At 73.4% G+C, this 20,344-nt stretch carries 18 protein-coding genes; 7 read left to right on the top strand and 11 right to left on the bottom strand.

What is annotated here, in order from left to right; all coding sequences use genetic code 11:
• Positions 1 to 47 precede the first annotated feature (47 nt).
• From AC5L34_RS17290 to AC5L34_RS17320, 7 genes are all read right to left on the bottom strand, one after another.
• Positions 48 to 1,415 carry a glycoside hydrolase family 10 protein gene (locus tag AC5L34_RS17290; RefSeq protein ID WP_441177528.1) on the bottom strand — a complete coding sequence of 456 codons (1,368 nt, stop codon included), beginning with the start codon at positions 1,413 to 1,415 and terminating at the stop codon, positions 48 to 50.
• Between the two features lie 364 nt (positions 1,416 to 1,779).
• Positions 1,780 to 3,039, bottom strand: a complete 1,260-nt coding sequence (locus tag AC5L34_RS17295; protein ID WP_441177529.1) for an MFS transporter — start codon at positions 3,037 to 3,039, stop codon at positions 1,780 to 1,782.
• A 33-nt stretch (positions 3,040 to 3,072) separates the two neighbouring features.
• Positions 3,073 to 3,834: a respiratory nitrate reductase subunit gamma gene (narI, locus tag AC5L34_RS17300; protein ID WP_441177530.1), complete on the bottom strand. Its 762-nt coding sequence runs from the start codon at positions 3,832 to 3,834 to the stop codon at positions 3,073 to 3,075.
• A 55-nt stretch (positions 3,835 to 3,889) separates the two neighbouring features.
• Positions 3,890 to 4,516, bottom strand: coding sequence for a nitrate reductase molybdenum cofactor assembly chaperone (gene narJ / locus AC5L34_RS17305; RefSeq protein WP_441177531.1), 627 nt, complete (start codon positions 4,514 to 4,516; stop codon positions 3,890 to 3,892).
• Positions 4,513 to 6,207 (bottom strand): nitrate reductase subunit beta, encoded by a 1,695-nt coding sequence (narH, locus tag AC5L34_RS17310; protein ID WP_441177532.1) that lies wholly within the window; start codon positions 6,205 to 6,207, stop codon positions 4,513 to 4,515. Before narH ends, narJ begins: the two co-directional genes overlap by 4 nt.
• Positions 6,207 to 9,926, bottom strand: coding sequence for a nitrate reductase subunit alpha (locus tag AC5L34_RS17315; protein ID WP_441177533.1), 3,720 nt, complete (start codon positions 9,924 to 9,926; stop codon positions 6,207 to 6,209). Before AC5L34_RS17315 ends, narH begins: the two co-directional genes overlap by 1 nt.
• Before the next feature lie 228 nt (positions 9,927 to 10,154).
• Entirely contained in the window at positions 10,155 to 10,595 is a 441-nt protein-coding gene (locus AC5L34_RS17320; protein WP_441177603.1) for a hemerythrin domain-containing protein, read from the bottom strand.
• Between the two features lie 287 nt (positions 10,596 to 10,882).
• Between AC5L34_RS17320 and AC5L34_RS17325 the strand changes: the two genes are divergently transcribed.
• The 4 genes from AC5L34_RS17325 to AC5L34_RS17340 all read left to right on the top strand — a co-directional run bounded on the left by AC5L34_RS17325 (position 10,883) and on the right by AC5L34_RS17340 (position 12,593).
• Positions 10,883 to 11,089 carry a hypothetical protein gene (locus AC5L34_RS17325; protein WP_441177534.1) on the top strand — a complete coding sequence of 69 codons (207 nt, stop codon included), beginning with the start codon at positions 10,883 to 10,885 and terminating at the stop codon, positions 11,087 to 11,089.
• A 144-nt stretch (positions 11,090 to 11,233) separates the two neighbouring features.
• Positions 11,234 to 11,998, top strand: coding sequence for a rod shape-determining protein (locus AC5L34_RS17330; protein ID WP_441177535.1), 765 nt, complete (start codon positions 11,234 to 11,236; stop codon positions 11,996 to 11,998).
• A gap of 117 nt (positions 11,999 to 12,115) precedes the next feature.
• Positions 12,116 to 12,391, top strand: coding sequence for a cation:proton antiporter regulatory subunit (locus AC5L34_RS17335; RefSeq protein ID WP_357718634.1), 276 nt, complete (start codon positions 12,116 to 12,118; stop codon positions 12,389 to 12,391).
• A 28-nt stretch (positions 12,392 to 12,419) separates the two neighbouring features.
• Entirely contained in the window at positions 12,420 to 12,593 is a 174-nt protein-coding gene (locus AC5L34_RS17340; RefSeq protein WP_441177536.1) for a hypothetical protein, read from the top strand.
• Between the two features lie 3 nt (positions 12,594 to 12,596).
• Here the strand turns inward: AC5L34_RS17340 and AC5L34_RS17345 are convergent, their stop codons facing one another.
• The 4 genes from AC5L34_RS17345 to AC5L34_RS17360 form a co-directional block, all read right to left on the bottom strand.
• Positions 12,597 to 13,178: a TetR/AcrR family transcriptional regulator gene (locus AC5L34_RS17345; protein ID WP_101409688.1), complete on the bottom strand. Its 582-nt coding sequence runs from the start codon at positions 13,176 to 13,178 to the stop codon at positions 12,597 to 12,599.
• 14 nt (positions 13,179 to 13,192) lie between these two features.
• The gene (locus AC5L34_RS17350; RefSeq protein ID WP_358168520.1) at positions 13,193 to 13,870 is read right to left on the bottom strand and encodes an ABC transporter ATP-binding protein; all 678 of its coding nucleotides are present in this window, start codon (positions 13,868 to 13,870) and stop codon (positions 13,193 to 13,195) included.
• Positions 13,867 to 14,994, bottom strand: coding sequence for an ABC transporter permease (locus AC5L34_RS17355; RefSeq protein ID WP_441177604.1), 1,128 nt, complete (start codon positions 14,992 to 14,994; stop codon positions 13,867 to 13,869). Before AC5L34_RS17355 ends, AC5L34_RS17350 begins: the two co-directional genes overlap by 4 nt.
• A gap of 104 nt (positions 14,995 to 15,098) precedes the next feature.
• Complete coding sequence (locus tag AC5L34_RS17360; RefSeq protein WP_441177537.1) at positions 15,099 to 16,211, bottom strand: glycoside hydrolase family 183 protein; 1,113 nt, start codon at positions 16,209 to 16,211, stop codon at positions 15,099 to 15,101.
• 246 nt (positions 16,212 to 16,457) lie between these two features.
• On the opposite strand from AC5L34_RS17360, the gene AC5L34_RS17365 reads away from it, so the two are divergent.
• From AC5L34_RS17365 to AC5L34_RS17375, 3 genes are all read left to right on the top strand, one after another.
• Entirely contained in the window at positions 16,458 to 18,449 is a 1,992-nt protein-coding gene (locus AC5L34_RS17365; RefSeq protein WP_441177538.1) for a SpoIIE family protein phosphatase, read from the top strand.
• Between the two features lie 178 nt (positions 18,450 to 18,627).
• Complete coding sequence (locus AC5L34_RS17370) at positions 18,628 to 18,969, top strand: YciI family protein (protein WP_231926197.1); 342 nt, start codon at positions 18,628 to 18,630, stop codon at positions 18,967 to 18,969.
• Positions 18,970 to 18,974: 5 nt separating this feature from the next.
• The gene (locus AC5L34_RS17375; protein WP_441177539.1) at positions 18,975 to 20,267 is read left to right on the top strand and encodes an RNA polymerase sigma factor; all 1,293 of its coding nucleotides are present in this window, start codon (positions 18,975 to 18,977) and stop codon (positions 20,265 to 20,267) included.
• Positions 20,268 to 20,344 lie beyond the last annotated feature (77 nt).

Here is a 20,344-nt window from a genome sequence, read left to right on the forward strand (position 1 = left end):
CGGGGCGGCGCGGCGGGCGCCGCCCCGGGACCGTCCGGCGGCCGTGCTCAGGAGGCGGTGCAGGAGTAGACCTGCGGGCGGCTCCAGTTGCCGTTGGCCATCGTGGTGAACCCGAAGACGTTGCCGCTGCCGTTCGAGCGCATGGTCATGACGTTTCCGCTGCCGTCCCAGCTCGGCGTGCCGTTCCAGGTGGCGGAGACCTTCTGCGGGGGCGTCACCGCGACGACGACCGTCCAGTTGGTGGCGCCGCTGACCGTCACCTCGCTGTTGAACCGGTCACCCCACCGGGTGCCGTCGCGCAGGGTCGCGGTGCAGCTTCCGCCGCCCGGCGGCGGGGTGGTCGGGCCGGTCGTCGGCGGCGGCGTGGTCGGCGGGGGAGTGCCGTTGTTCAGGGCGGCGAGGACCGCGTCGTACGCGGGCTTGCGGTTGCCGCTGTTGTCGAACAGCAGCGGTGTGTCGGAGGCCCGCCAGGAGTCGCTGTCCCGGATGCCCCAGACGGTGATGCCGGTGCACCGGGCCACCGCGAGGCAGTCGTTGACCACGTTGCGATACGTGGTGGGCGAGGCCCCGGCGATGTCCAGCTCGGTGATCTGGACGTCGACGCCGAGCGCCGCGAAGCTGGACAGCGTGGTGCGGTAGTTGCCCGGGTAGGGCGAGCCGCTGTTGAAGTGCGACTGCAGGCCCACGCAGTCGATCGGCACGCCACGCTGCTTGAAGTCGCGGACCATGGCGTAGACGGCCTGGGTCTTGGCGTGGCTCCAGTCGTCGGTGTTGTAGTCGTTGTAGCAGAGCTTCGCGCCGGGGTCGGCGGTGCGTGCGGCGCGGAAGGCGGCTTCGATCCAGTCGTTGCCGGTGCGTTGCAGGTTGGAGTCGCGGCGGGCGCCGCTGGATCCGTCCGCGAACGCCTCGTTCACCACGTCCCACGAGTCGATCTTGCCGCGATAGTAGGTGGCGACCTGGGTGACGTGGTTGAGCATGGCGGAACGCAGGGCGCTGCCGGACATGTTCTGCATCCAGCCGGGCTGTTGTGAGTGCCAGGCCAGGGTGTGGCCGCGCACCTTCATGCCCCGGCTGCGGGCGTGGTTGACGATGCGGTCGGCGTTGGCGAAGGTGAACTGCCCCTGCTGCGGCTCGGTGGCGTCGATCTTCATCTCGTTCTCGGGCGTCACCGAGTTGAACTCGCGATTGAGGATCGTGACGTAGGTGTTGTCGCTGAGCTTGTTGGCGGCGACGGCGGCGCCGAAGTAGCGGCCGCGCTCCGCCGCCGACGCGCCCAGGGTCGTCCCGGCGCTCGCCGCGCCGGGCAGGACCGTGGCGCCGGTCGCCGCGAGCAGTCCCACGGCGGCGACGGCGAGGGCCGCGTGTAGGCGCGAGCGCGATCTCGGCCGGGTGTCCCGGTCGCACCTCTCGATCATTCCTGCTCCTTCCGGGGTCCGGACCGCACCGTCGGTGGCGGACCGGGGTGGTGGGGTGTGCCGAATCGGGCCGGTCGGCGGGCTGCGGCGCACGGGCCGCGAACCCACCGTCATCGACCCCGGTGGATGTGGAGTATGGCAGCGCGATACATGCACGAGCAAGAATTTCCGGAAAACTAACGATAGCTAAGGTGCCTCCTGTCGCGACATGCCCGCGCCAGATGGCAGGTCAGTGGAGTCGCAGAGACGAAGACGGACACCCGCACCGATCCTCGTGTGATCGGTGTGAGTGTCCGTCGACCGGATTTTTCGGAGTGCTTCCGTAACGCCTCGGGAAGGGTTTCCGGGCCGCTCCGCCCGGCCTTCAGGCGTCGCGCCTGGCCAGGCCGCCCATCTTCACCGCCGTGAACACCGCCGCCGCCAGCGCGACGTCGGAGAGCAGCATCAGGCCGATGGCGTACGACCCCTGCACGCCGTACACCCAGCCCATCACCAGCGGCGGGACGAACCCGCCCAGCCCACCGGCGGCGCCGACCAGGCCGGTGACCGCGCCCACCTGATCGGCCGGGGCGACCCTGCCGACGAGGGCGAAGACGGCCCCGCTGGATGCGCCGAGCAGCACCGCCATCCCGAGCAGCGCGACGGTCGCCACGGGCAGCAGGGCCGGCTCGAAGGCCTGCACCACCGCGAACGCGGCCACCCCCGCGAAGCACCAGACCAGGACGGGCACCGGGTGCAGCCGGTCGGAGAGCCAGCCGCCCAGCGGGCGGGCGAGGACGGCGAGGACCACGAACCCGGCGGTGCGCAACGCGCCGTCGGCGGCGTCCAGCCCGTAGGCGGTGCTCAGGTACGCGGGCAGGTACACGCTGAAGGCCACGAACCCACCGAAGCCGACCGCGTACAGGAAGCACAACTGCCACGTCACGGTCAGCCGGCCCACCGCGGCGAGGCGTGCCCACGCCGACCCGGTCGGCCGGACGCGCCCCGGCGCGTCGCGCAGCAGCAGGAACGACAGCACCGCGTAGCCCGCGAGGATCGCGGCCACCAGCAGGAACGGCGCCCGGGAGCCGTAGGCGTCGGCGAGCCGGACGGTGGTGAAGTTGGCGATCGCCGTGCCGCCCATGCCGATGCCGAACACGCCGATCGCGAACCCGCGCCGCGCGGGCGGGTACCAGCCGGAGACCAGCGGCACGCCGACGGCGAAGGCGGTGCCGCCGATGCCCAGGAAGAAACCCGTCACGATCAGCGCCGGATAGGAGGAGACCACGCTGAGGGTCAGCACCGGCACGATCGTGGCGAGCGTGACCAGCGGGAAGACCACCCGGGCGCCGTAGCGGTCGGTCAGGGCGCCGACCGGGATGCGGCCCAGCGACCCGACCATCACCGGTACGGCCACCAGCAGGGACTGCGCGGCGAAGCTGAGGTCGAGGCGGTCCTTGATACCCGGTCCCAGCGGGCCCAGCAGCGCCCAGCCCCAGAAGTTGACCAGGAAACCGAGGGTGGCCAGGACGAGCTGGGTGGTGGCGCCCGATCTGCCCGGCACCGGTCCGCCGCCAGCGCCGCGGGAGGCCGCACCCGGCGTGGAGGTCGCCTGCGTCGGCTGTCCGTCAGGGAGGATGCTCATGGCTGCTCTCCGTCGAATCGTCTGGTCCGGCCGTCACCGGCGCGAGCGGCTGCGCCCGGAGCGCGGGGTGGGCAGCTTCGGCGGGCCCTCCCAGCCGGGGCGACCCGGGCGCAACCCGGGCCGCTCGTCGCGGCTGCGGTAGACGACGTACGGGCGGGTGGCGTAGCCCACCGGCGCGCTGAACGCGTGCACCAGCCGGGTGAAGGGCCAGAACGCGAAGAGGGCGAACGCCGCCAGGATGTGGATCTGGAAGGCCACCGGCACGCCGGCCATGATCTCCGGGTCCGGGCTCAGGTAGAACAGCGACCGGAACCACGGGGAGATCGTCTCGCGGTAGTTGTAGCCCGGCCCCGACACGTTGGCGCGTACGGTCGCCCACAGGCCGAGCACGATCACGCCGGCGAGCACCACGTACATGGCCTTGTCGTTGCGGGTGGTGGCGGCGAAGACCGGGCCGGTGAGCCGCCGCCGCGCGATGAGGATGCCCAGGCCGATGAGGGTGCAGAAACCGGCCATCGTGCCGATGAACACGGCCATCAGGTGGTAGCCGTGCTCGGTGATGCCGACCGCCTCGGTCCACGACTCGGGGATCAGCAGGCCACCGACGTGTCCGATCAGGACCATCAGCACCCCGAAGTGGAACAGCGGGCTGCCCCACCGCAGGATCGTGCTCTCGTAGAGCTGCGAGGAGCGGGTGGTCCAGCCGAACTTGTCGTACCGGTGCCGCCAGATCAGCCCCCCGACCAGCACCACCAGGGACAGGTACGGGTACACGACCCACAGCAGCGTGTTCATCGGTGCCCCTCCTCGTTCGCGACTGCGGTACTCCGCTGCGCTGCGTTCCTCGCGCTCACCGGCGACCGCCCGGAGTCGTGGTGTCGACGAGCCCGAACGGCTCCAGGCCGACCTGCTCCACGGGCGGGCCGGTGCGGGCCAGCCGGGCGGCGGCGCTCAGCTCCGCCGGCCCGGCGGGCGGCAGCATCTCCCGCACGGCGGCCACCGCGTGCTGGTACGCCGACCTCTCCCGGCCCAGCGCCTCCACCAGCAGGTCCAGGCCGACCCGGTTGTCGCGCAGCAGCCGCCACCCGCCGTCGTCGGCGGCGGACAGGTCGAGCACCGCGGGCAGGAAGTCGGGCAGCTCGCCGTCGACCACCTCGAGGCCCGCCCGCTTGTACGCGGCGGTGAAGCCGACGAGGGCCTCGCCCCGCTTACGGGTGTCCCCGCAGGTGTAGTACGTCAGGTGCAGGCAACAGCGGCGGCGGAAGTCGAACAGCTCGACGTACGCCGAGCGGAGCTGGCCGGCCCCGGTGCCCTCGCGGTACGCGACCACCTCGCGCAGGGGCCCGGCGACCGCCGCCGGAAGTTCGTCGAGGGCGGCGCGCAGCACCGGCAGCGCCGCCATGACCTCCTCGTCGGGATAGCGCAGCAGCAGCGACGCGGCCCGCGCCGCCACCGCCCGCCAGACGGGCCCGCTCATCGTCCCTCCCCGTCCTGCTCGGCGTCTCGTGGCCGGGGCGGGAAGAGCCCTCTCGGGGTGCCCTTGCCGTCCCAGTTCAGCAGGTTCACCCGGCGCGGCTCGTCGCCGGGATCGGTGAAACCGTCCGCGGTCTGCCGGTCGCGCAGCATGTGGAAGGTCTCCACCTGCACGGGCACCGGCGTGCCCGACGACTCCCCGAAGGGACCCTGCCCGTACGGGCCGCCGCCGCCCATGCCCGGGCCGCCCTCGTAGTCGAGGCTGCACTCGGTGGCGATCTTCTCCAGCCGGTGCGCGTCCTCGGCGTGCGCCGCCGGGATGATGTAGCGCTGCTCGTACTTGGCGATGGCCAGCAGCCGGTACATCTCGTCCATCTGCTCACCGGTCATGCCCACGGCGGCGGCGATCGACTCGTCGGGCGCCTCGCCCAGGTTGATCCGGCGCTGGTACGAGCGCATCGCCGCGAGCCGGTTGAGCACGTCGCGCACCGGGGCGGGGTCGCCGGCGCTGAACAGCTCGGCGAGGTACTCCACCGGGATGCGCAGCGCGTCGATCGCGCCGAAGAGGTTGCCCGCGTCCTCCGCGTCGTGGCCGGTGTCGCGCAGCACGTCGGCCACCGGCGACAGCGGCGGGATGTACCAGACCATCGGCATGGTCCGGTACTCCGGATGCAGCGGCAGCGCCACCTCGTACTTCATGATCAGGTCCCAGATCGGGGAGCGCCGCGCGGCGTCGATCCAGTCGTCGGGGATGCCGGCGGCCCGCGCGGCCTCGACCACGGCCGGGTCGTGCGGGTCGAGGAAGACCGAACGCTGCGCGGCGTAGAGGTCGACCTCGTCCTTGACGGCCGCGGCCTCGGCGACCCGGTCGACGTCGTAGAGCATCAGCCCCAGGTAGCGCAGGCGGCCCACGCAGGTCTCGGAGCAGATGGTCGGCTGGCCGATCTCGATGCGCGGGAAGCAGAACGTGCACTTCTCGGCCTTGCCGGTGCGGTGGTTGAAGTAGACCTTCTTGTACGGGCAGCCCGTCACGCACATCCGCCACCCCCGGCACCGGTCCTGGTCGACCAGCACGATGCCGTCCTCGGCGCGCTTGTAGATCGCCCCCGAGGGGCAGGACGCCGCGCAGGACGGGTTGAGGCAGTGCTCGCAGATGCGCGGCAGGAAGAACATGAACGTCTTCTCGAACTCCTGCTTCACCTGGTCGGAGACCTTCGCCAGCACCGGGTCGCCGGCGGCGATCTCGTTGCCGCCGGCGAGCGAGTCGTCCCAGTTGGCGCTCCAGGTGATCTTCGTGTCCTGGCCGGTGAGCAGGGACTTCGGCCGGGCGACGGGCGTGTCGTCCCCCGCCGGCGCGGTGAGCAGGTGCTCGTAGTCGTACGTCCACGGCTCGTAGTAGTCCTGCATGGACGGCAGCTTCGGGTTGGCGAAGATGCCGAACATCTTCTTCACCCGCCCGCCGGAGCGCGGCTTCAGCTTGCCCGAGCGGGTGCGCACCCAGCCGCCCTGCCACCGCTGCTGGTCCTCGTACGTGCGCGGGTAGCCCTGGCCGGGCCGGGTCTCCACGTTGTTGAACCAGACGTACTCGACGCCGGACCGGTTGGTCCACGCCTGCTTGCACGTCACCGAGCAGGTGTGGCAGCCGATGCACTTGTCGAGGTTCATCACCATCGCCATCTGGGCCATCACGCGCATCAGTACTGCACCTCCTGCGAACGGCGGCGGATCACGGTGACCTCGTCGCGCTGGTTGCCGGTGGGCCCGAGATAGTTGAACGCGAACGACAACTGGGCGTACCCGCCGATGAGGTGGGTGGGCTTGACCAGCAGCCGGGTCAGGGAGTTGTGGATGCCGCCGCGCCGGCCGTTGACCTCGGCCTTCGGCACGTCGATCACCCGCTCCTGGGCGTGGTACATGTAGACCGTCCCCTCGGGCATCTTGTGGCTGACCACGGCCCGGCAGACAACAACGCCGTTGCGGTTGACCGCCTCGATCCACTCGTTGTCCCGTACGCCGATCTTCGCGGCGTCGGCCTCGCTCATCCACATCGTCGGCCCGCCGCGCGACAGCGTCAGCATCAGCAGGTTGTCCTGGTACTCCGAGTGGATCGACCACTTCGAGTGCGGGGTGAGGTACCGGACGGTGATCTCCAGCTCGCCGTTGCGGCCGAGCCTCGGCTCGCCGAAGAGGCGGTGCATGTCCAGCGGCGGGCGGAAGATCGGCAGCGCCTCGCCGGCCTCGTGCATCCAGTCGTGGTCGAGGAAGAAGTGCTGCCGCCCGGTCAGGGTGTGCCACGGCTTGAGCCGCTCGGTGTTGATGGTGAACGGCGAGTAGCGGCGACCGCCGTGCTCGCTGCCGGACCACTCCGGGCTCGTGATCACCGGCACCGGGCGGGACTGGGTGTCGGCGAAGGTGATCTGCTTGCCCTCGTGCTCGGCGGCCAGGTCCGCCAGGCGTACGCCGGTGCGCTTCTCCACGTCGCGGAAGCCGGCGGTGGCGACGCGGCCGTTGGTGGTGCCGGAGAGGGCGAGGATCGCCTCGCAGGCGTGCACGTCCGTCGCCAGCGACGGCCGCCCGTCGGCCACCCCGCCGCGCACCTCGCCGTTCCTGCGCCGCAGGTACGCGACCTCCGGCGTGACGTCGACCGCCACCCCCTTGCCGGACGTGCCGAGGGTGTCCATCAGCGGGCCGAGCGCGGCCAGCTTGTCCGCGACCGCGCCGTAGTCGCGTTCCACCACCAGCAGCTTCGGCATCGTGCGGCCGGGCACCGGCGTCTCACCCTCGGCCGCCCAGTCGCGCACCCGGCCGTGCGGGGTCGCCATCGCGTCCGGGGTGTCGTGCAGCAGCGGCGCCGCGACGAGATCCTTGCGTACGCCGAGGTGCCGCTGCGCCAGCGTCGAGAACGCGCGGGCGATGCCGTGGAAGGCGTCGAAGTCGGTGCGGGTCTGCCACGGCGGGTTGATCGCCGGGGTGAACGCGTGCACGAATGGGTGCATGTCGGTGCTGCTCAGGTCGTGCTTCTCGTACCAGGTGGCGGCCGGCAGCACGACGTCGGAGAAGAGCGTCGTGGAGGTCATCCGGAAGTCCAGCGACAGCAGCAGGTCGAGCTTGCCCTCCGGCGCCTCGTCCCGCCAGGTCACGTCCTTCGGCCGCAGCTCCTCCGGAGCCTCGTCGGCGCGCAGGTTGGCGTCGGTGCCCAGCAGGTGCCGCAGGAAGTACTCGTTGCCCTTCGCCGACGAGCCGAGCAGGTTGGCCCGCCACACGGTCAGCACCCGAGGCCAGTTCTCCGGCGCGTCCGGGTCGGTGCAGGCGAAGCGCAGCCGCCCCTCGCCGAGCTGCTCGGCCACCCAGCCGCCCGGGTCGTCGGGGCGGGCGGCCAGGGCCTCGTCGGCCAGGTCGAGCGGGCTGCGGTCGAAAGTGGGCATCGACGGCATCCAGCCCGAGCGCGCCGACTGGGCCAGCAGGTCCATGGTGTGCTTGCCGGCGAAGGCGCCCGTGCCGACGGGGGAGGAGACCACGTCGGCGGAGTAGGTGTCGTAGCGCCACTGGTCGGTGTGCACGTACCAGAAGGCGGTGCCGATCATCTGCCGTGGCGGGCGCACCCAGTCCAGGCCGAACGCGAGCTGCGCCCAGCCGGTCGCCGGGCGGCACTTCTCCTGCCCGACGTAGTGCGCCCAGCCGCCGCCGTTGACGCCCTGGCAGCCGGTGAGCGTCACCAGCGCCAGGATCGCCCGGTAGGTGGCGTCGGAGTGGAACCAGTGGTTGGTGCCGGCGCCGAGCAGGATCATCGACCGGCCGCCGGAGCGCTCCGCGTTGTCGGCGAACTCCCGCGCCACCCGGGCCACCTGCGCCGCCGGCACCCCGGTGACCGGCTCCTGCCACGCCGGCGTGTACGGCGACGCGACGTCGTCGTAGCCCGCCGGCCACTGCCCGGGCAGCCCGTCGCGGGCCACCCCGTACTGGGCCAGCAGCAGGTCGAACACGCTGGTCACGATGATCTCTTCGCTCGCGACTGCGGGGCTCGCAAGCTCGCTCCTCGCGCTCGCCGCCGTCCGCCGAATCCTCCGGGTCGGCACGCCGCGGCGCAGCACCTGCGGGGTGTCGGTGTCGAAGCGGGGCAGCTCCACCTCGACCGCCGCGCCGGCGCCCAGGCAGGTCAGTGCCGGCTCCAGGTCGCCCAGGTCGAGGTTCCACTGCCCGTCCTGCTCGCCCCAGCGGTGCCCGAGGCTGCCGCGCGGCACGGCGGGCGCGTCGGTGGCGGAGTCCCAGAGCACCGTCTTGAAGGCCGCCTCCTTCCCGGTCCCGCCCAGGTCCTCGGCCGTCAGGAACTTGCCCGGCCGGTACGCGCCGTCCGCGCCGGGCTCCAGCGTCACCAGGAACGGCAGGTCGGTGAAGCGGCGCACGTAGTCGACGAAGCGCGGGGTGCGCCGGTCGACGAAGAACTCCTTGAGGATCACGTGCCCCATCGCCATCGCCAGCGCGCCGTCGGTGCCCGGCTGGGCGGGCATCCACTCGTCGGCGAACTTCACGTTGTCGGCGAAGTCCGGGCTGACCACCACGACCTTCTGGCCCCGGTAGCGCGCCTCGGCCATCCAGTGCGCGTCGGGGGTGCGGGTCACCGGGACGTTGGAGCCCCACATGACGAAGTAGGAGGCGTCCCACCAGTCGCCGGACTCGGGCACGTCGGTCTGGTCGCCGAAGACCTGCGGGGAGGCCACCGGCAGGTCGGCGTACCAGTCGTAGAAGGACAGCATCGACCCGCCGAGCAGCGACACGAACCGGGCGCCGACGGCGTGCGACACCATCGACATCGCCGGGATCGGGGAGAAGCCGGCGACCCGGTCGGGGCCGTACTCGGCGATCGCGTGCACGTGCGCGGTGGCGACCATCTCCTGTGCCTCGTCCCAGCCGATGCGCACCAGGCCGCCCTTGCCGCGCGCCTTCTGGTAGCGGCGGCGGCGCTCCGGGTCGGCCTGGATGTCCGCCCACGCGGCGACCGGGTCACCGAGGCGGGCCTTGGCCTCGCGGTACATCTGCACCAGCACACCCCGGGCGTACGGGTAGCGCACCCGGGTGGGGGAGTAGGTGTACCAGGAGAAGGCGGCGCCCCGGGGACAGCCGCGCGGCTCGTACTCCGGCCGGTCCGGCCCGACGCTCGGGTAGTCGGTCTGCTGCTGCTCCCAGGTGATGATGCCGTCCTTGACGTACACCTTCCAGGAGCACGAGCCGGTGCAGTTGACGCCGTGCGTGGAGCGCACCACCTTGTCGTAGGACCAGCGGTCCCGGTAGAACGCGTCCGCCTCCCGGCCGCCGATCTGGTGCAGCGTCCGGCCGTCGGCGGACACCTCGGCCCGGCGCACCAGGCCGCCGACCGCCAGCAGCGCCCGCCCGGCTCCCTCGGTAGCTCGTGACATAAGGCCCATCCCTCCGGTAGATCACCGTGAGCCCCACATTTGCGGCGAATACGCCGAAGCGCAACCGGAGGCGGGGGCCCGGAGCCATCGTCGCGATCAGCCGCCCCGGGCAACCGGGCCGAAGGTCCCGAGATCATCAGGTGTTCCGGCCGTGTCCCGGTGGCGGTGCTTCGCGCCGTGCCGGTCGGCATTTCGGCCGCGCGCGGTGGTGCCGGCCTCCGACGCGACCTACCGCGCGGCGCCGGCCGTCGGGGTGATCCGGTCCCACGCCGGGATGGGCAGCGCGATCACCGCGGCCGGGAAGAGCCCGTGCTCCTCGTTGTCGATGTGCCGGTGCAGCCGGTCCAGGGCGGCCAGCACCGCCGGCCAGTCCGGCGCGCAGCGGTCGACGGCGCCGAGCACACCGTGGATGTCCTCGTGCTCGGCGCAGAGCTTCTCCACCGCGTCGGCCAGGCTGCCTTCCGCCCGCAGTTCGGCGAAGAGTCCCTCCTCCTCCGTGGCGGTGTGCGGGATCAGCAAAGCCAGCAGGGCGTTGAGCGCCGCCGGCGCGTCCGCGCCCCCGGCCCGTACCGCGTCGCGCAGCCGGCCGGCGGCGTTGGCGATCGCCTCGTGCTCGACCGAGAACCGGCCGATCAGAGGGAACTCGCGGCAGCCGCAGTAGTTGCACATGCTGATCATCTCCAGGATCCGGTGGCGTCCGGTCCCATCCTCGGCGCGGCCGCGGCACCGTCGGCAGGGCCGACCGGCCCGGTACGCCGGGACGACGGGCCCGCCCCGACCGCCGCCCGCCCCACCAGCGCGCCCCCGCTGCCGCTCGCCGCTCAGCACACGCCCGCCTGTCGCGGCCGTACTACCGCCCGCCCGCCGCCCGCCGCCCGCCTGTCGGCTGTCGGCTGTCGGTGGCCCGTCGGGTGACGGCGTGGCTGGCCGGCCGGTCGCCCGGCTATGGTGGGCCCATGCAGGATCGGCACGGCCTCCGCCGCGCCGGCAAGCGGGTCTCGCTGCCGGCGCTGCTGATGCTGACCGTGCTGGTCGTGGTCCTCTCCGCGGCGCGGGCCGTCGGGCTGTGCATCGTGTTCCGGCGTACGCGACGGGCCGTCCCCGGCTGCGTGCCCGCGTGGTCGGCCGACCGCGCTCCGCCCGGACTGACGTTCGCCGTCTGAAGCCCGTCCGCCTTCCCGCGTCCCACGACGCGGGCCCGTGGCTTGGAGCGCCATGCCCACCCTGCACCACGATCGATCCATCCTGCCCCGCTCCGTCGGCGACGGAGCCCGGGTCATGCCCGCCCCGCGACGGGGGTGGTGAGCATGCTGGCCCCCGGCGCGTACGCCCGCCTCGGCCTGCGCCATCCCGTCGCCCTCGACCTGGGCACCTCGACGGTGCGGCTGTGGACGCCGACGTCCGGCACGGTCGTCGCCGAGCCCGCCGTCGTCGCGTGGAACTCGGCCGGCGCCCAGGCCGTCGGGCGGGCCGCCATCGCGATGCGCGACACCGGTGACGTGAAACTGGCGTGGCCGGTGCGGCACGGCGTGGTGACCGACTTCTTCGCCTGCGTACACCTGCTGCGGGTGGTGGCCGCGGCCAGCGGACGGCCCGGCGACGACGTCTCCCCGGTCGTGGTCGGCGTGCCGGCCACCGCCACGCTGCGGCAGAAGGACCTCCTCGTCGCGGCGGTCCGCCACGCGTTCGGCGGGCGCGTCGCCACGGTGGAGGAACCGCTGGCCGCCGCCCTGGCCTGCCGGGCCGACCTCGACGGCGACGACGTGGTGGCCGTCGACATCGGACAGGGCCGCACCGAGATCGCCCACATCGCCGACCGCGCGGTCGAGGCGGCCGAGCGCGTCGACGTGCCCAACGCCCTCGACCAGGTGCCGCTGATCGCCGCCGCGGTACGACGCCTGGGGGCGCGGCCCGTGTGGCCGGGGCGCCGCCGGCTGCTGATCACCGGCGGCGGGGCCGTGCACCCCGAACTCGGCGCCCGACTGGCGGCGCTGACCGGTCGGGTCGTCACGATGCCCATCGATCCGCACCTGGCCACGCTCGTCGGCCTGCGCCTGCTGCTCACCGGCTGAGGCGGTGGGGCGACCGCACGGCCTGCGGTGCCGTGCGGTCGCCCCACCGCGCCGCCCCACCGCACCGCGCCGGGACCGAACCGTCCCGGCCCCTCCCCGCATCCCCTGGAGTTTCCGATGGACGTCGAACTGACCCCGCTGCCCGGCATCGGCACCCGCCGCATGTTCACCACCGCCGCCGGACTGCGCGTCGGGGTGGTGACCCACCACGCGGGCGGCCGGCGCGAGCTGGTCCACTCCGACGGCGAGGACCCCGACGCCACCCGCAGCATCACGCTGGAACGCGACGAGGCCGTCGTCCTGGCCGGACTGCTGGGTCTGCTCGACGCCCTCGACGTCACCGGCCCGGGAGCCGGAGTTCCGGCGACGACTACCCCAGCCGTCGGCGGGTAAGCCGCCCGACCGGCCGGGGGAGGAGCGGGTGCTGGTGGCGGTCCGGGAGGCCGGTGAGGCGTGCCGCCAGGACATGGGCTTCTCCGGCACCATCGTCGTGTCCCAGCTGCGGACCATCGCCAACGACCTGCTGCGCGCCAGGGGCGTCCCCCGCGACGAGGCGCGCCGGCTGGTCCGCCGGGCCGCCGCCGGACACCGGTGACGCTCAGCCCTGCTGTCGTAGGTAGGGGCCCAGAAGCTCCCGGGTGAGGGCGAGCACGGCGGCTTCCGGGGTGCCGTTCTCGATCATCTGTGAGGACGCGTAGACCACCGCCTGGACCAGCTCCGCCGCGGCGGCCGGGTCGCTCGCGCCGTGCTCGGCCAGGGCCGCCACCAGCGGCGTACGCAACTGGTCGTGCAGGACGCGACTCTCCTCGGCGAGGACGGCGCCCGGCACGCTGGCGGCGAGCCCGCGCATGACCGCGTGCTCGCCCTGCGCGACGAGCCGCAGGTTGGCCTCGACGTAGGCCAGCACCCGCCCGCCCGGGTCGGTGGCCCGGTCCATCTGCTGCGTGACGTACGCCGACCACTCCGGGAACATGTCGGCGATGACGGCGTTGAGCAGGTCCTCCCGCGACTTGAAGTACTGGTAGACGCTGGGGCGCGCCAGGCCTGTCCGCTTGCCCACCTCGGCCAGGCTCGGCGCCCGCGCCCCGCTCTCCGCGAGGATCTCCCGGGCCGCCGCCAGGATCGCCCGCCGCTGCCGGGCACGGTGCTCGGCCACCGTGGGCGCCTGGATCTTCGGCACGGAACCCCCCATCGTCACGGCACGGGCATCAGCCGCCCGTCGATCATCTCGTACACCGTCGTGCAGTGGCGCAGCACGTCGTGGTCGTGGGTGACCATGACGGTGGCGACGTCGTTCTCCTTGGTCTCGCGGGCGAGCAGCTCCACCACCTCGTGACTGCGGGCACGGTCGAGGGCGGCGGTCGGCTCGTCCACCAAGAGTAGTCGCGGCCGGTTGACCAGGGCACGGGCGATGCCGACACGCTGCCGTTCGCCACCCGAGAGCTGGTGCGGTCGACGGTTCGCCTTGTGGGCCATCCCGACCTCGTCGAGCAGGGCCGTCGCCTCGCGGGCCCGGGAGCCGTGACCGCCGAAGCGGGCCGGCAACCGCAGCTGGTCCACGGCGGTCAGCGCGGGAATGAGGTTGCTGGACTGGAACACGAAGCCGACGAACTCCCGGCGCAGGGCCGCCCGCGCCCGCGCGCTCGGCACGGTCATGTCCCGCCCGGCGAGCGTGACCGAACCCGACGTCGGGACGGTCAGCCCGCCGGCCACCGCGAGCAGGCTGGACTTGCCGGCCCCCGAGGGGCCGACGACCGCGACGAACTGCCCGGGGGCGACGGTCAGGTCGACGCCGTCCAGGGCCGGTACGGTGTCGTCGCCGTCGCCGAAGCGCAGGCTCACGCCGCGCATGACCAGTCCGGTGTCGGTCATCGGTTCGCTCCCAGTGCGGTCAGCGGATCCACCGCGGCGATCCGGACGATGGCCACGGCCGCTCCGGCCAGGCCGAGGACGAGCAGGAGGAGGGCGGCCACCGCGATCGCCGGCGCGCTGAGCGCGAACGGGATGCCGCTGCCGACCAGGCTGCCGGCGGCGGTGCCGACCGCGACGCCCGCGCCGACGGCGAGCAGCAGCAACGCGAGGGCCTGGGCCAGCCCGTCGCGCAGCAGGTATCCCGTCGGAGCGCCCATGGCCCGCAGCACGGCGATCTCCGCGCGGCGTTGGATGGTCCACACGGTGAAGAAGGCGCCGACCACCAGCGCGGAGATGGCGTAGAGGAACCATTCGATCAGGCGCAGGGTCGACGTCTCGGCGGTGTATCCGGGCGAGGCGCCGTACGCCTGGGTGCGGGACAGGCTCTCGGTGCCGGCGGCACGGTCACCGGCCGCCAGGTCGACCTCGGCGCCGTCGGCGGCCCGCACCGCCACGGCGGTGATCTCGTCGTAGGTGCCGCCCGGTACGGGTTCGCCGGGACGGACGCCGGCCTTGATCTCCTGCCAGATCCGCAGCGGCAGGTAGGCCACGTCGACGTGACCGAACGTGTGCTGCTCGGCCATGGCGCCCACCACCGTGAGCCGGGTGCCGATCCGGTCGACGGTGACCGTGTCGCCCACCCGCAGCCCGGCCTCGATCGCGGTACGGCTCACCACGATCCCGTCGGCGGCGTCCAGCCGGGCGCCCTCGGCCACGGGCGGGGAGAGGAACGAGTCGGTGGGTACGCCGAACAACGCGAGGTCGATCTCCACGCCCGAGTCGCTGCGGGCGTTGATCAGCGCGTTGCCGAAGGGCGCCGCGTCGGCGACCCGGGGCTGCGCCTTCCACGAGTCGACCGCGGAGACGTCGATGACGCTGCGGGAGAACGCCGAATCGTGCTGCACCCCGTCGGCGAAGGCGAAGGAGGTCGCCGGGATGCGCTGGAGCCCCGACACGCCGTCATTCACCAGGCCCGTGGAGAGCCCGGACAGCAGCACCACCAGCACCGCGATGAGCGCGACGACCGCCCCCATCAGGCCGAACCGGGCCTTGGCGAACCGCAGTTCGCGTACCGCTAGGAACATGCCCACCACCGGGGGCGCAATTTTACCGACTGCATGTCGGCATCGTACCAACATGCTGTCGGCATCTTTCCCCGGCGCCGTCGGTCAGGCCGGGCGGCGCCTGGCTACGCCGACCCGACGAACTGGCTGACGTGGTAGGCGGTGCTGCGGTTGTCGGACGTCCTGGTCCACTTCGAGACCATGAGGTGCAGGTCGTTGGCCCGTCGGCTGGACCACGGGTGGATGAAGCCGCCGTAGAGGCCGGGCTCCTGCCAGGAGGTGACCTGGACCTTCTCCGCCGTCCAGACCCGGTCCGGCCCGTCCGCCGTGCGGGTGACGACGCAGCCGGTGGCGCAGTTGAGGTACGACATCACCCAGGTACCGTCGGCCAGCCGTCGCACCGAGGGCTCGCCGAAACGGCCGGTCAGGATCGGCGTGCACGGGCGGCCCCAGCCCCAGTTGCTGCCGTTGAAGCCCCAGCCCTCGTACGACTCGGGGAAGAACAGCCGGTCCCAGCGGACCCGGCGCAGCATCATCGGCCCGTGCTGGCGGCCGGCGCGTACCGAGAAGACGTACACCCAGTCGCCGTCGCGCTGCATCGTCCACATCTGGAACGGGTCGGTGTTGGCGGCGTCGTTCCACCACTTCAGCGGCGTACGGATGAAGTCGTTGCCGTTGTCGCTGTAGGCCAGCCCGGCGTAGCGCGAGCGCCAGTGCGGCCCGGCCGGGCCGGCGGAGTGCCAGTTCTCGATGCTCATGTACGACACGAGCTGGCGGCCGGTCTCGGGGAAGGCGATGCCGTCGTTGGGGATGACGGTCACCTCCCACAGGCCGTCGATGCCGATCCCGTGGTGGCCGTTGTGCATCAGCTCCGGGGCCCGGCCGTTGCCGGCGACGCGGGCGGCGCTGTCGAAGACGATCCCGCCGGCGGCGCCGGGGTGCACGGCGGAGCGCAGCATCACCGGCGAGCGCCAGTCGTTGGGCACCGGCGGGCCCTCGGGCCACGGCGTGTCGAACGTGTCGCCGAACAGGTAGCCGATCGACCCGTTCTCCAGCACGTACGGGATGCCGAGGTCCGTGCCCGCGACCCGCCACCGGTGGTTGGTGTCGAGGTCGGCGCCCGTCAGGCGCTTCTTCCAGGAGGCGGCCCGGGCCACGCCGGGGGCGAGGACCGGCGCTACGGCCGTGGCCACGCCGGCGGCGGCGACCGTGCCGAGCAGGGAGCGGCGGGAGATCATGGTGACCATCCTCTTCGTGCGGGTTCCCGGAAGGCCGCGGACGCGGGAAGCGCACCGCTAGTTATCGATGTCGATGTAGGGCTGGAACCTACGGCCAGCCGCCCGGCAGGGTCAAGGACCTGCCCGCCCGGCGGCCCGTGGCGCGTCGGCGGGCGAGGGTCGCGACGCCGCCCGGGGTGGATTGGACGGGGCGGGCGCGGGCATGACAGGGTTCTGGTGGTGCGCACGGGTAAGGGGTAGGCGTCTGTGGTCGATCCGCGTACACGCTGGTCCTCCGGCGATCCGCAGGCGGTGCTCGACGGGTTCGAGCAGCTGCCCGGATTCGTGTGGATCTTCGAGGGTCCCGAGCTGCGGGTGGTGGCCGCGAACCCGGCCGTACGCGCCGCCGTCGGCAACCGCAGCGGCCTGCTCGGCGAGCCCTTCCGGTCGGCGGTGCCGGAACTCGCCGGCCAGCACATCTTCGAGCTGCTCGACCAGGCCCTGCACGGCGTCCGTTCGCACGGCTACGAGCAGCGCGTCCTGACCGACCGCAACGGCGACGGCAGGCTGACGGAGGCCTTCTACACGTTCGACATGGCGCCCTGGCGCAACCCCGACGGCTCGGTACGCGGGGTGATCGTGCAGGCCGTCGACGCGACCCCCGTGGTGGTCGCCCGGCAGGCCGCCGAGGCTGCCGCCGCCACCGCCGAGCGCCGCTACCGGCAGGCCGCCGGCCTGGTCCTGGAGCTGCAACGCAGCCTCCTGCCCGACATGCTGCCCGTCCTGCCGCACGTCCAGGTCGCCGCGCACTACCTCGTCGCGAGCAGCGACCTCGTCGCCGGCGGGGACTGGTTCGACGCCGTTCCCCTGCCCGACGGGCGGCTCGCGCTGACCGTCGGCGACGTCGTCGGGCACGGCGCCGCCGCCGCGGCCGCCATGGGCCAGCTGCGTACGGTCGCCCGGCAGGCGTTGCAGTCGGGCGGCGACCTGCCACAGGTGCTGGCCGTCCTGAACGACTTCGCGGCCCGCACCCACGCGACCCGGGCGGCCACCACCTGCCTCGCGATCCTCGACCCGGGCACGGGCACCCTCGAGGTGGCCAGTCACGCGCACCCCGCGCCCCTGGTCGTCGGCCCGAGCGGCGACGGCCGGTACCTGCCGCTGACGCCCGCCGGGCCGTTGGGCACCGGAGCCGATCCCGCCCCGGTCCACACCTGCCGGCTGCGGGCCGACGACGTCCTGCTGCTCTACACCGACGGCCTGATCGAACGACCCCGGCGAAACCTGCACGACGGCGCCCGCATCCTGGCCGACGCCGCGGCGGGGGCCCGGCGGGCGATCCTGCACGAGGCCACGACCGTCCCGCAGCGGCTGCCCGACCGGATCTGCACCCTGGTCACGGAACGTCTCGCCCTGGCCGGCGGCGGCTTCGGCGACGACACCACGCTCCTCGCCGCCCACCTCCTGCCGGCGCCCGTCGCGCCCCTGCACGTGACCCTGCCCGCCGAGACGGCGGCGCTGCGCCCGATGCGCCGGCACCTGGGCGACTGGCTGGCCCGGATCGGGGCCAGCGTCCCCGACGCCAGCGACCTCGTGCACGCTACGGGGGAGGCCGTCACCAACGCCGTCGACCACGCCTACCCGAGCGGTACGCCGGGAACGTTCACGCTGCACGGCACGCTGGACCACCAGGGCGTCGTGCACGTCAGCTGCGCCGACCAGGGACGGTGGCGCCCGCCGGGCGCCGACCCGGGCGGCCGCGGCCGCGGGCTGACGATGATCCGCGGACTCGTCGACCGGGCGGAGGTCCGCCACACCGAGACCGGCACCACCGTCAGCATGCACCGGCACATCGGCCAGCGGACCACGGTGAGCACCGTGGCCGCCGCCCAGGCCGCCGGACCCCACAAGCAGGCCACCGCCGCCGAGGAGTTCGTCGTCACCGTGGTCGAGACACCGACGGGCCGGGTGCTGCGGGTGCAGGGGCCGGTGGACCTGGCCACCGGCCCCGCGCTGCGTGCCGCGATCATGCAGGCCAGTCGCGGCGGCAGCCTGCCGCTGACCATCGACCTCACCCCCGTCACCCACCTGAGCAGCACCGGCGTGCGGATCCTGCACGAGGTCGACCGGATCATCGCGCACCTGCGTGTCACCGCCACCCCGCAGAGCCCGGCCCACGCCGTACTGGAGCTGACCGGGCTGCGCCACCTCCTGCCGCAGGCCGGCACGGACGCCACCCACGAGGGGGCACGCCCGTAGCCGGCGGGGGTGGCTCGCGCGGGATCGTCCCGGGAACAGGGACCGCGCCGGGCCCGGCGCGGAAAAATCCCGGGTGGGGTGTCCAATCGGCCGTCCCCCGTCCGTAGTGATGGCGTACGGCGTCGCCCGGAACGGCAGGGGCGACGCGACACGGAAGGGGAGTGGGATCGTGAAGTACATGTTGCTCATCAACGCGGGGGCGGTCGACGGGGACGGCGGCGCCGCCGGCTGCGAGGTCGGGGACTGGATGGCGTACGACAAGCAGGTGCGCGAGGCGGGGATCCTCGTCTCCGGCGAGTCGCTGGCCGACCTGGTCACCGCCACCACGGTCCGGGTCGGCCCGGACGGCAGGCGGACCGTCACGGACGGGCCGTTCGCCGAGACCCGCGAGATCCTCGGCGGTTTCTACGTGATCGACGTGCCGGACCTCGACGTCGCGCTCGACTGGGCGGCGCGCTGCCCCGGCGCGCGCGCGGGCGGCTCCGTCGTGGTCCGGCCGGTCGCCGACTTCGCGGGCTGAGCGCGGTGGGCGTGACGCCCGCCGGCAACGGGGGGACGGACGAGGCGCCGGCGGCGGTCGTGGAGGCCGTGTTCCGGGAGGAACGCGGCCGGCTGCTGGCGGCCCTCGTCCGCCGCTTCGGCGACCTCGACCTCGCCGAGGAGGTCACCTCCGAGGCCGTCGAGACGGCGTTGGCGCGGTGGCCGGTCGACGGCGTCCCGCCCCGGCCGGGCGCCTGGCTGATGACCACGGCGCGGCGCAGGGCCGTCGACCGGCTGCGTCGGGACCAGGCCCTCGCCGTACGGCTGGCCGTCCTCCAGGCGGAGGCGGACCGCGCGGACCCCGCCCCCGCCGTCGGGGCGGGTGACGAGCTGCCGGACGAGCGGCTCCAGCTCTTCTTCACCTGCGCCCATCCCGCGCTCGCCGCCGAGTACCGGGGGGCGCTGACCCTGCGCTACCTGGCCGGCCTGACCACGCCCGAGGTGGCCCGCGCCTTCCTGGTGCCGACGGAGACGATGGCCAAGCGGATCACCCGGGCGAAGAAGAAGATCCACGAGGCGCGGATCCCGTTCCGCGTTCCCGAGGCGGGCGAGCTGCCGCAACGGTTGCCGGGGGTGCTCCAGGCGGTGTACTCGATCTTCACCGAGGGCTACGCGGCCAGCGGGGGCCCTCGCCTGCAACGGCTCGACCTCGCCGAGGAGGCCGTCCGGCTGGCCCGGATCCTGCGCCGGCTGCTGCCCGCCCAGCGGGAGGTCGCCGGGCTGCTCGCGCTCATGCTGCTCGTCCACGCCCGCCGCGACGCCCGCACCGGCCCCGACGACGAGCTGGTGCTGCTCGACGAGCAGGACCGTGGCCGCTGGGACCGCCGGATGATCGCCGAGGGCCTCGCCCTGGTGCCCGTCGCGCTGACCGGCGGTCCGCCCGGCCCGTACGGGGTGCAGGCCGCGATCGCCGCCCTGCACGTCGAGGCGGCGGACCTCGCCACCACCGACTGGCCGCAGATCGTCGCGCTCTACGACGTGCTGCTCGCCCTCGCGCCGTCCCCGGTCGTCGCGCTCAACCGGGCCGCCGCCGTGGCGATGCGCGACGGCCCGGAGGCGGGCCTGGCGCTGCTGGACGAGTTGGCCGGCGAGCCGCTGCTGCGGGGCCACCACCCGTACCCGGCCGCCCGGGCCGACCTGCTGCACCGCCTCGGCCGGCACGCCGAGGCCGCCGAGGCGTACCGGGAGGCGCTCGCCCTGGCCGGCACCGAGCCGGAGCGGGCCCTGCTGCGCCGCAGGCTGGACGCGATCGGAGGGCCCGGCGCGTCGCCGGCGTGACGGCCGCCCGACCGGTTCCCGCGCCCCGGACGGGACAAGGCGGGCCCGTGAGGACCCGCCTTGCCACTGTTGGTGAC

The sequence above is a fragment of the Micromonospora sp. ZG13 genome, from assembly GCF_059359355.1.

Coding starts and splice junctions, on each gene's coding strand:
- AC5L34_RS17290 (WP_441177528.1), bottom strand. CDS start 1,415: ATGATCGAGAGGTGCGACCGGGACACCCGGCCGAGATCGCGCTCGCGC.
- AC5L34_RS17295 (WP_441177529.1), bottom strand. CDS start 3,039: ATGAGCATCCTCCCTGACGGACAGCCGACGCAGGCGACCTCCACGCCG.
- narI (WP_441177530.1), bottom strand. CDS start 3,834: ATGAACACGCTGCTGTGGGTCGTGTACCCGTACCTGTCCCTGGTGGTG.
- narJ (WP_441177531.1), bottom strand. CDS start 4,516: ATGAGCGGGCCCGTCTGGCGGGCGGTGGCGGCGCGGGCCGCGTCGCTG.
- narH (WP_441177532.1), bottom strand. CDS start 6,207: ATGCGCGTGATGGCCCAGATGGCGATGGTGATGAACCTCGACAAGTGC.
- AC5L34_RS17315 (WP_441177533.1), bottom strand. CDS start 9,926: ATGTCACGAGCTACCGAGGGAGCCGGGCGGGCGCTGCTGGCGGTCGGC.
- AC5L34_RS17320 (WP_441177603.1), bottom strand. CDS start 10,595: ATGTGCAACTACTGCGGCTGCCGCGAGTTCCCTCTGATCGGCCGGTTC.
- AC5L34_RS17325 (WP_441177534.1), top strand. CDS start 10,883: ATGCAGGATCGGCACGGCCTCCGCCGCGCCGGCAAGCGGGTCTCGCTG.
- AC5L34_RS17330 (WP_441177535.1), top strand. CDS start 11,234: ATGCTGGCCCCCGGCGCGTACGCCCGCCTCGGCCTGCGCCATCCCGTC.
- AC5L34_RS17335 (WP_357718634.1), top strand. CDS start 12,116: ATGGACGTCGAACTGACCCCGCTGCCCGGCATCGGCACCCGCCGCATG.
- AC5L34_RS17350 (WP_358168520.1), bottom strand. CDS start 13,870: ATGACCGACACCGGACTGGTCATGCGCGGCGTGAGCCTGCGCTTCGGC.
- AC5L34_RS17355 (WP_441177604.1), bottom strand. CDS start 14,994: ATGTTCCTAGCGGTACGCGAACTGCGGTTCGCCAAGGCCCGGTTCGGC.
- AC5L34_RS17360 (WP_441177537.1), bottom strand. CDS start 16,211: ATGATCTCCCGCCGCTCCCTGCTCGGCACGGTCGCCGCCGCCGGCGTG.
- AC5L34_RS17370 (WP_231926197.1), top strand. CDS start 18,628: ATGTTGCTCATCAACGCGGGGGCGGTCGACGGGGACGGCGGCGCCGCC.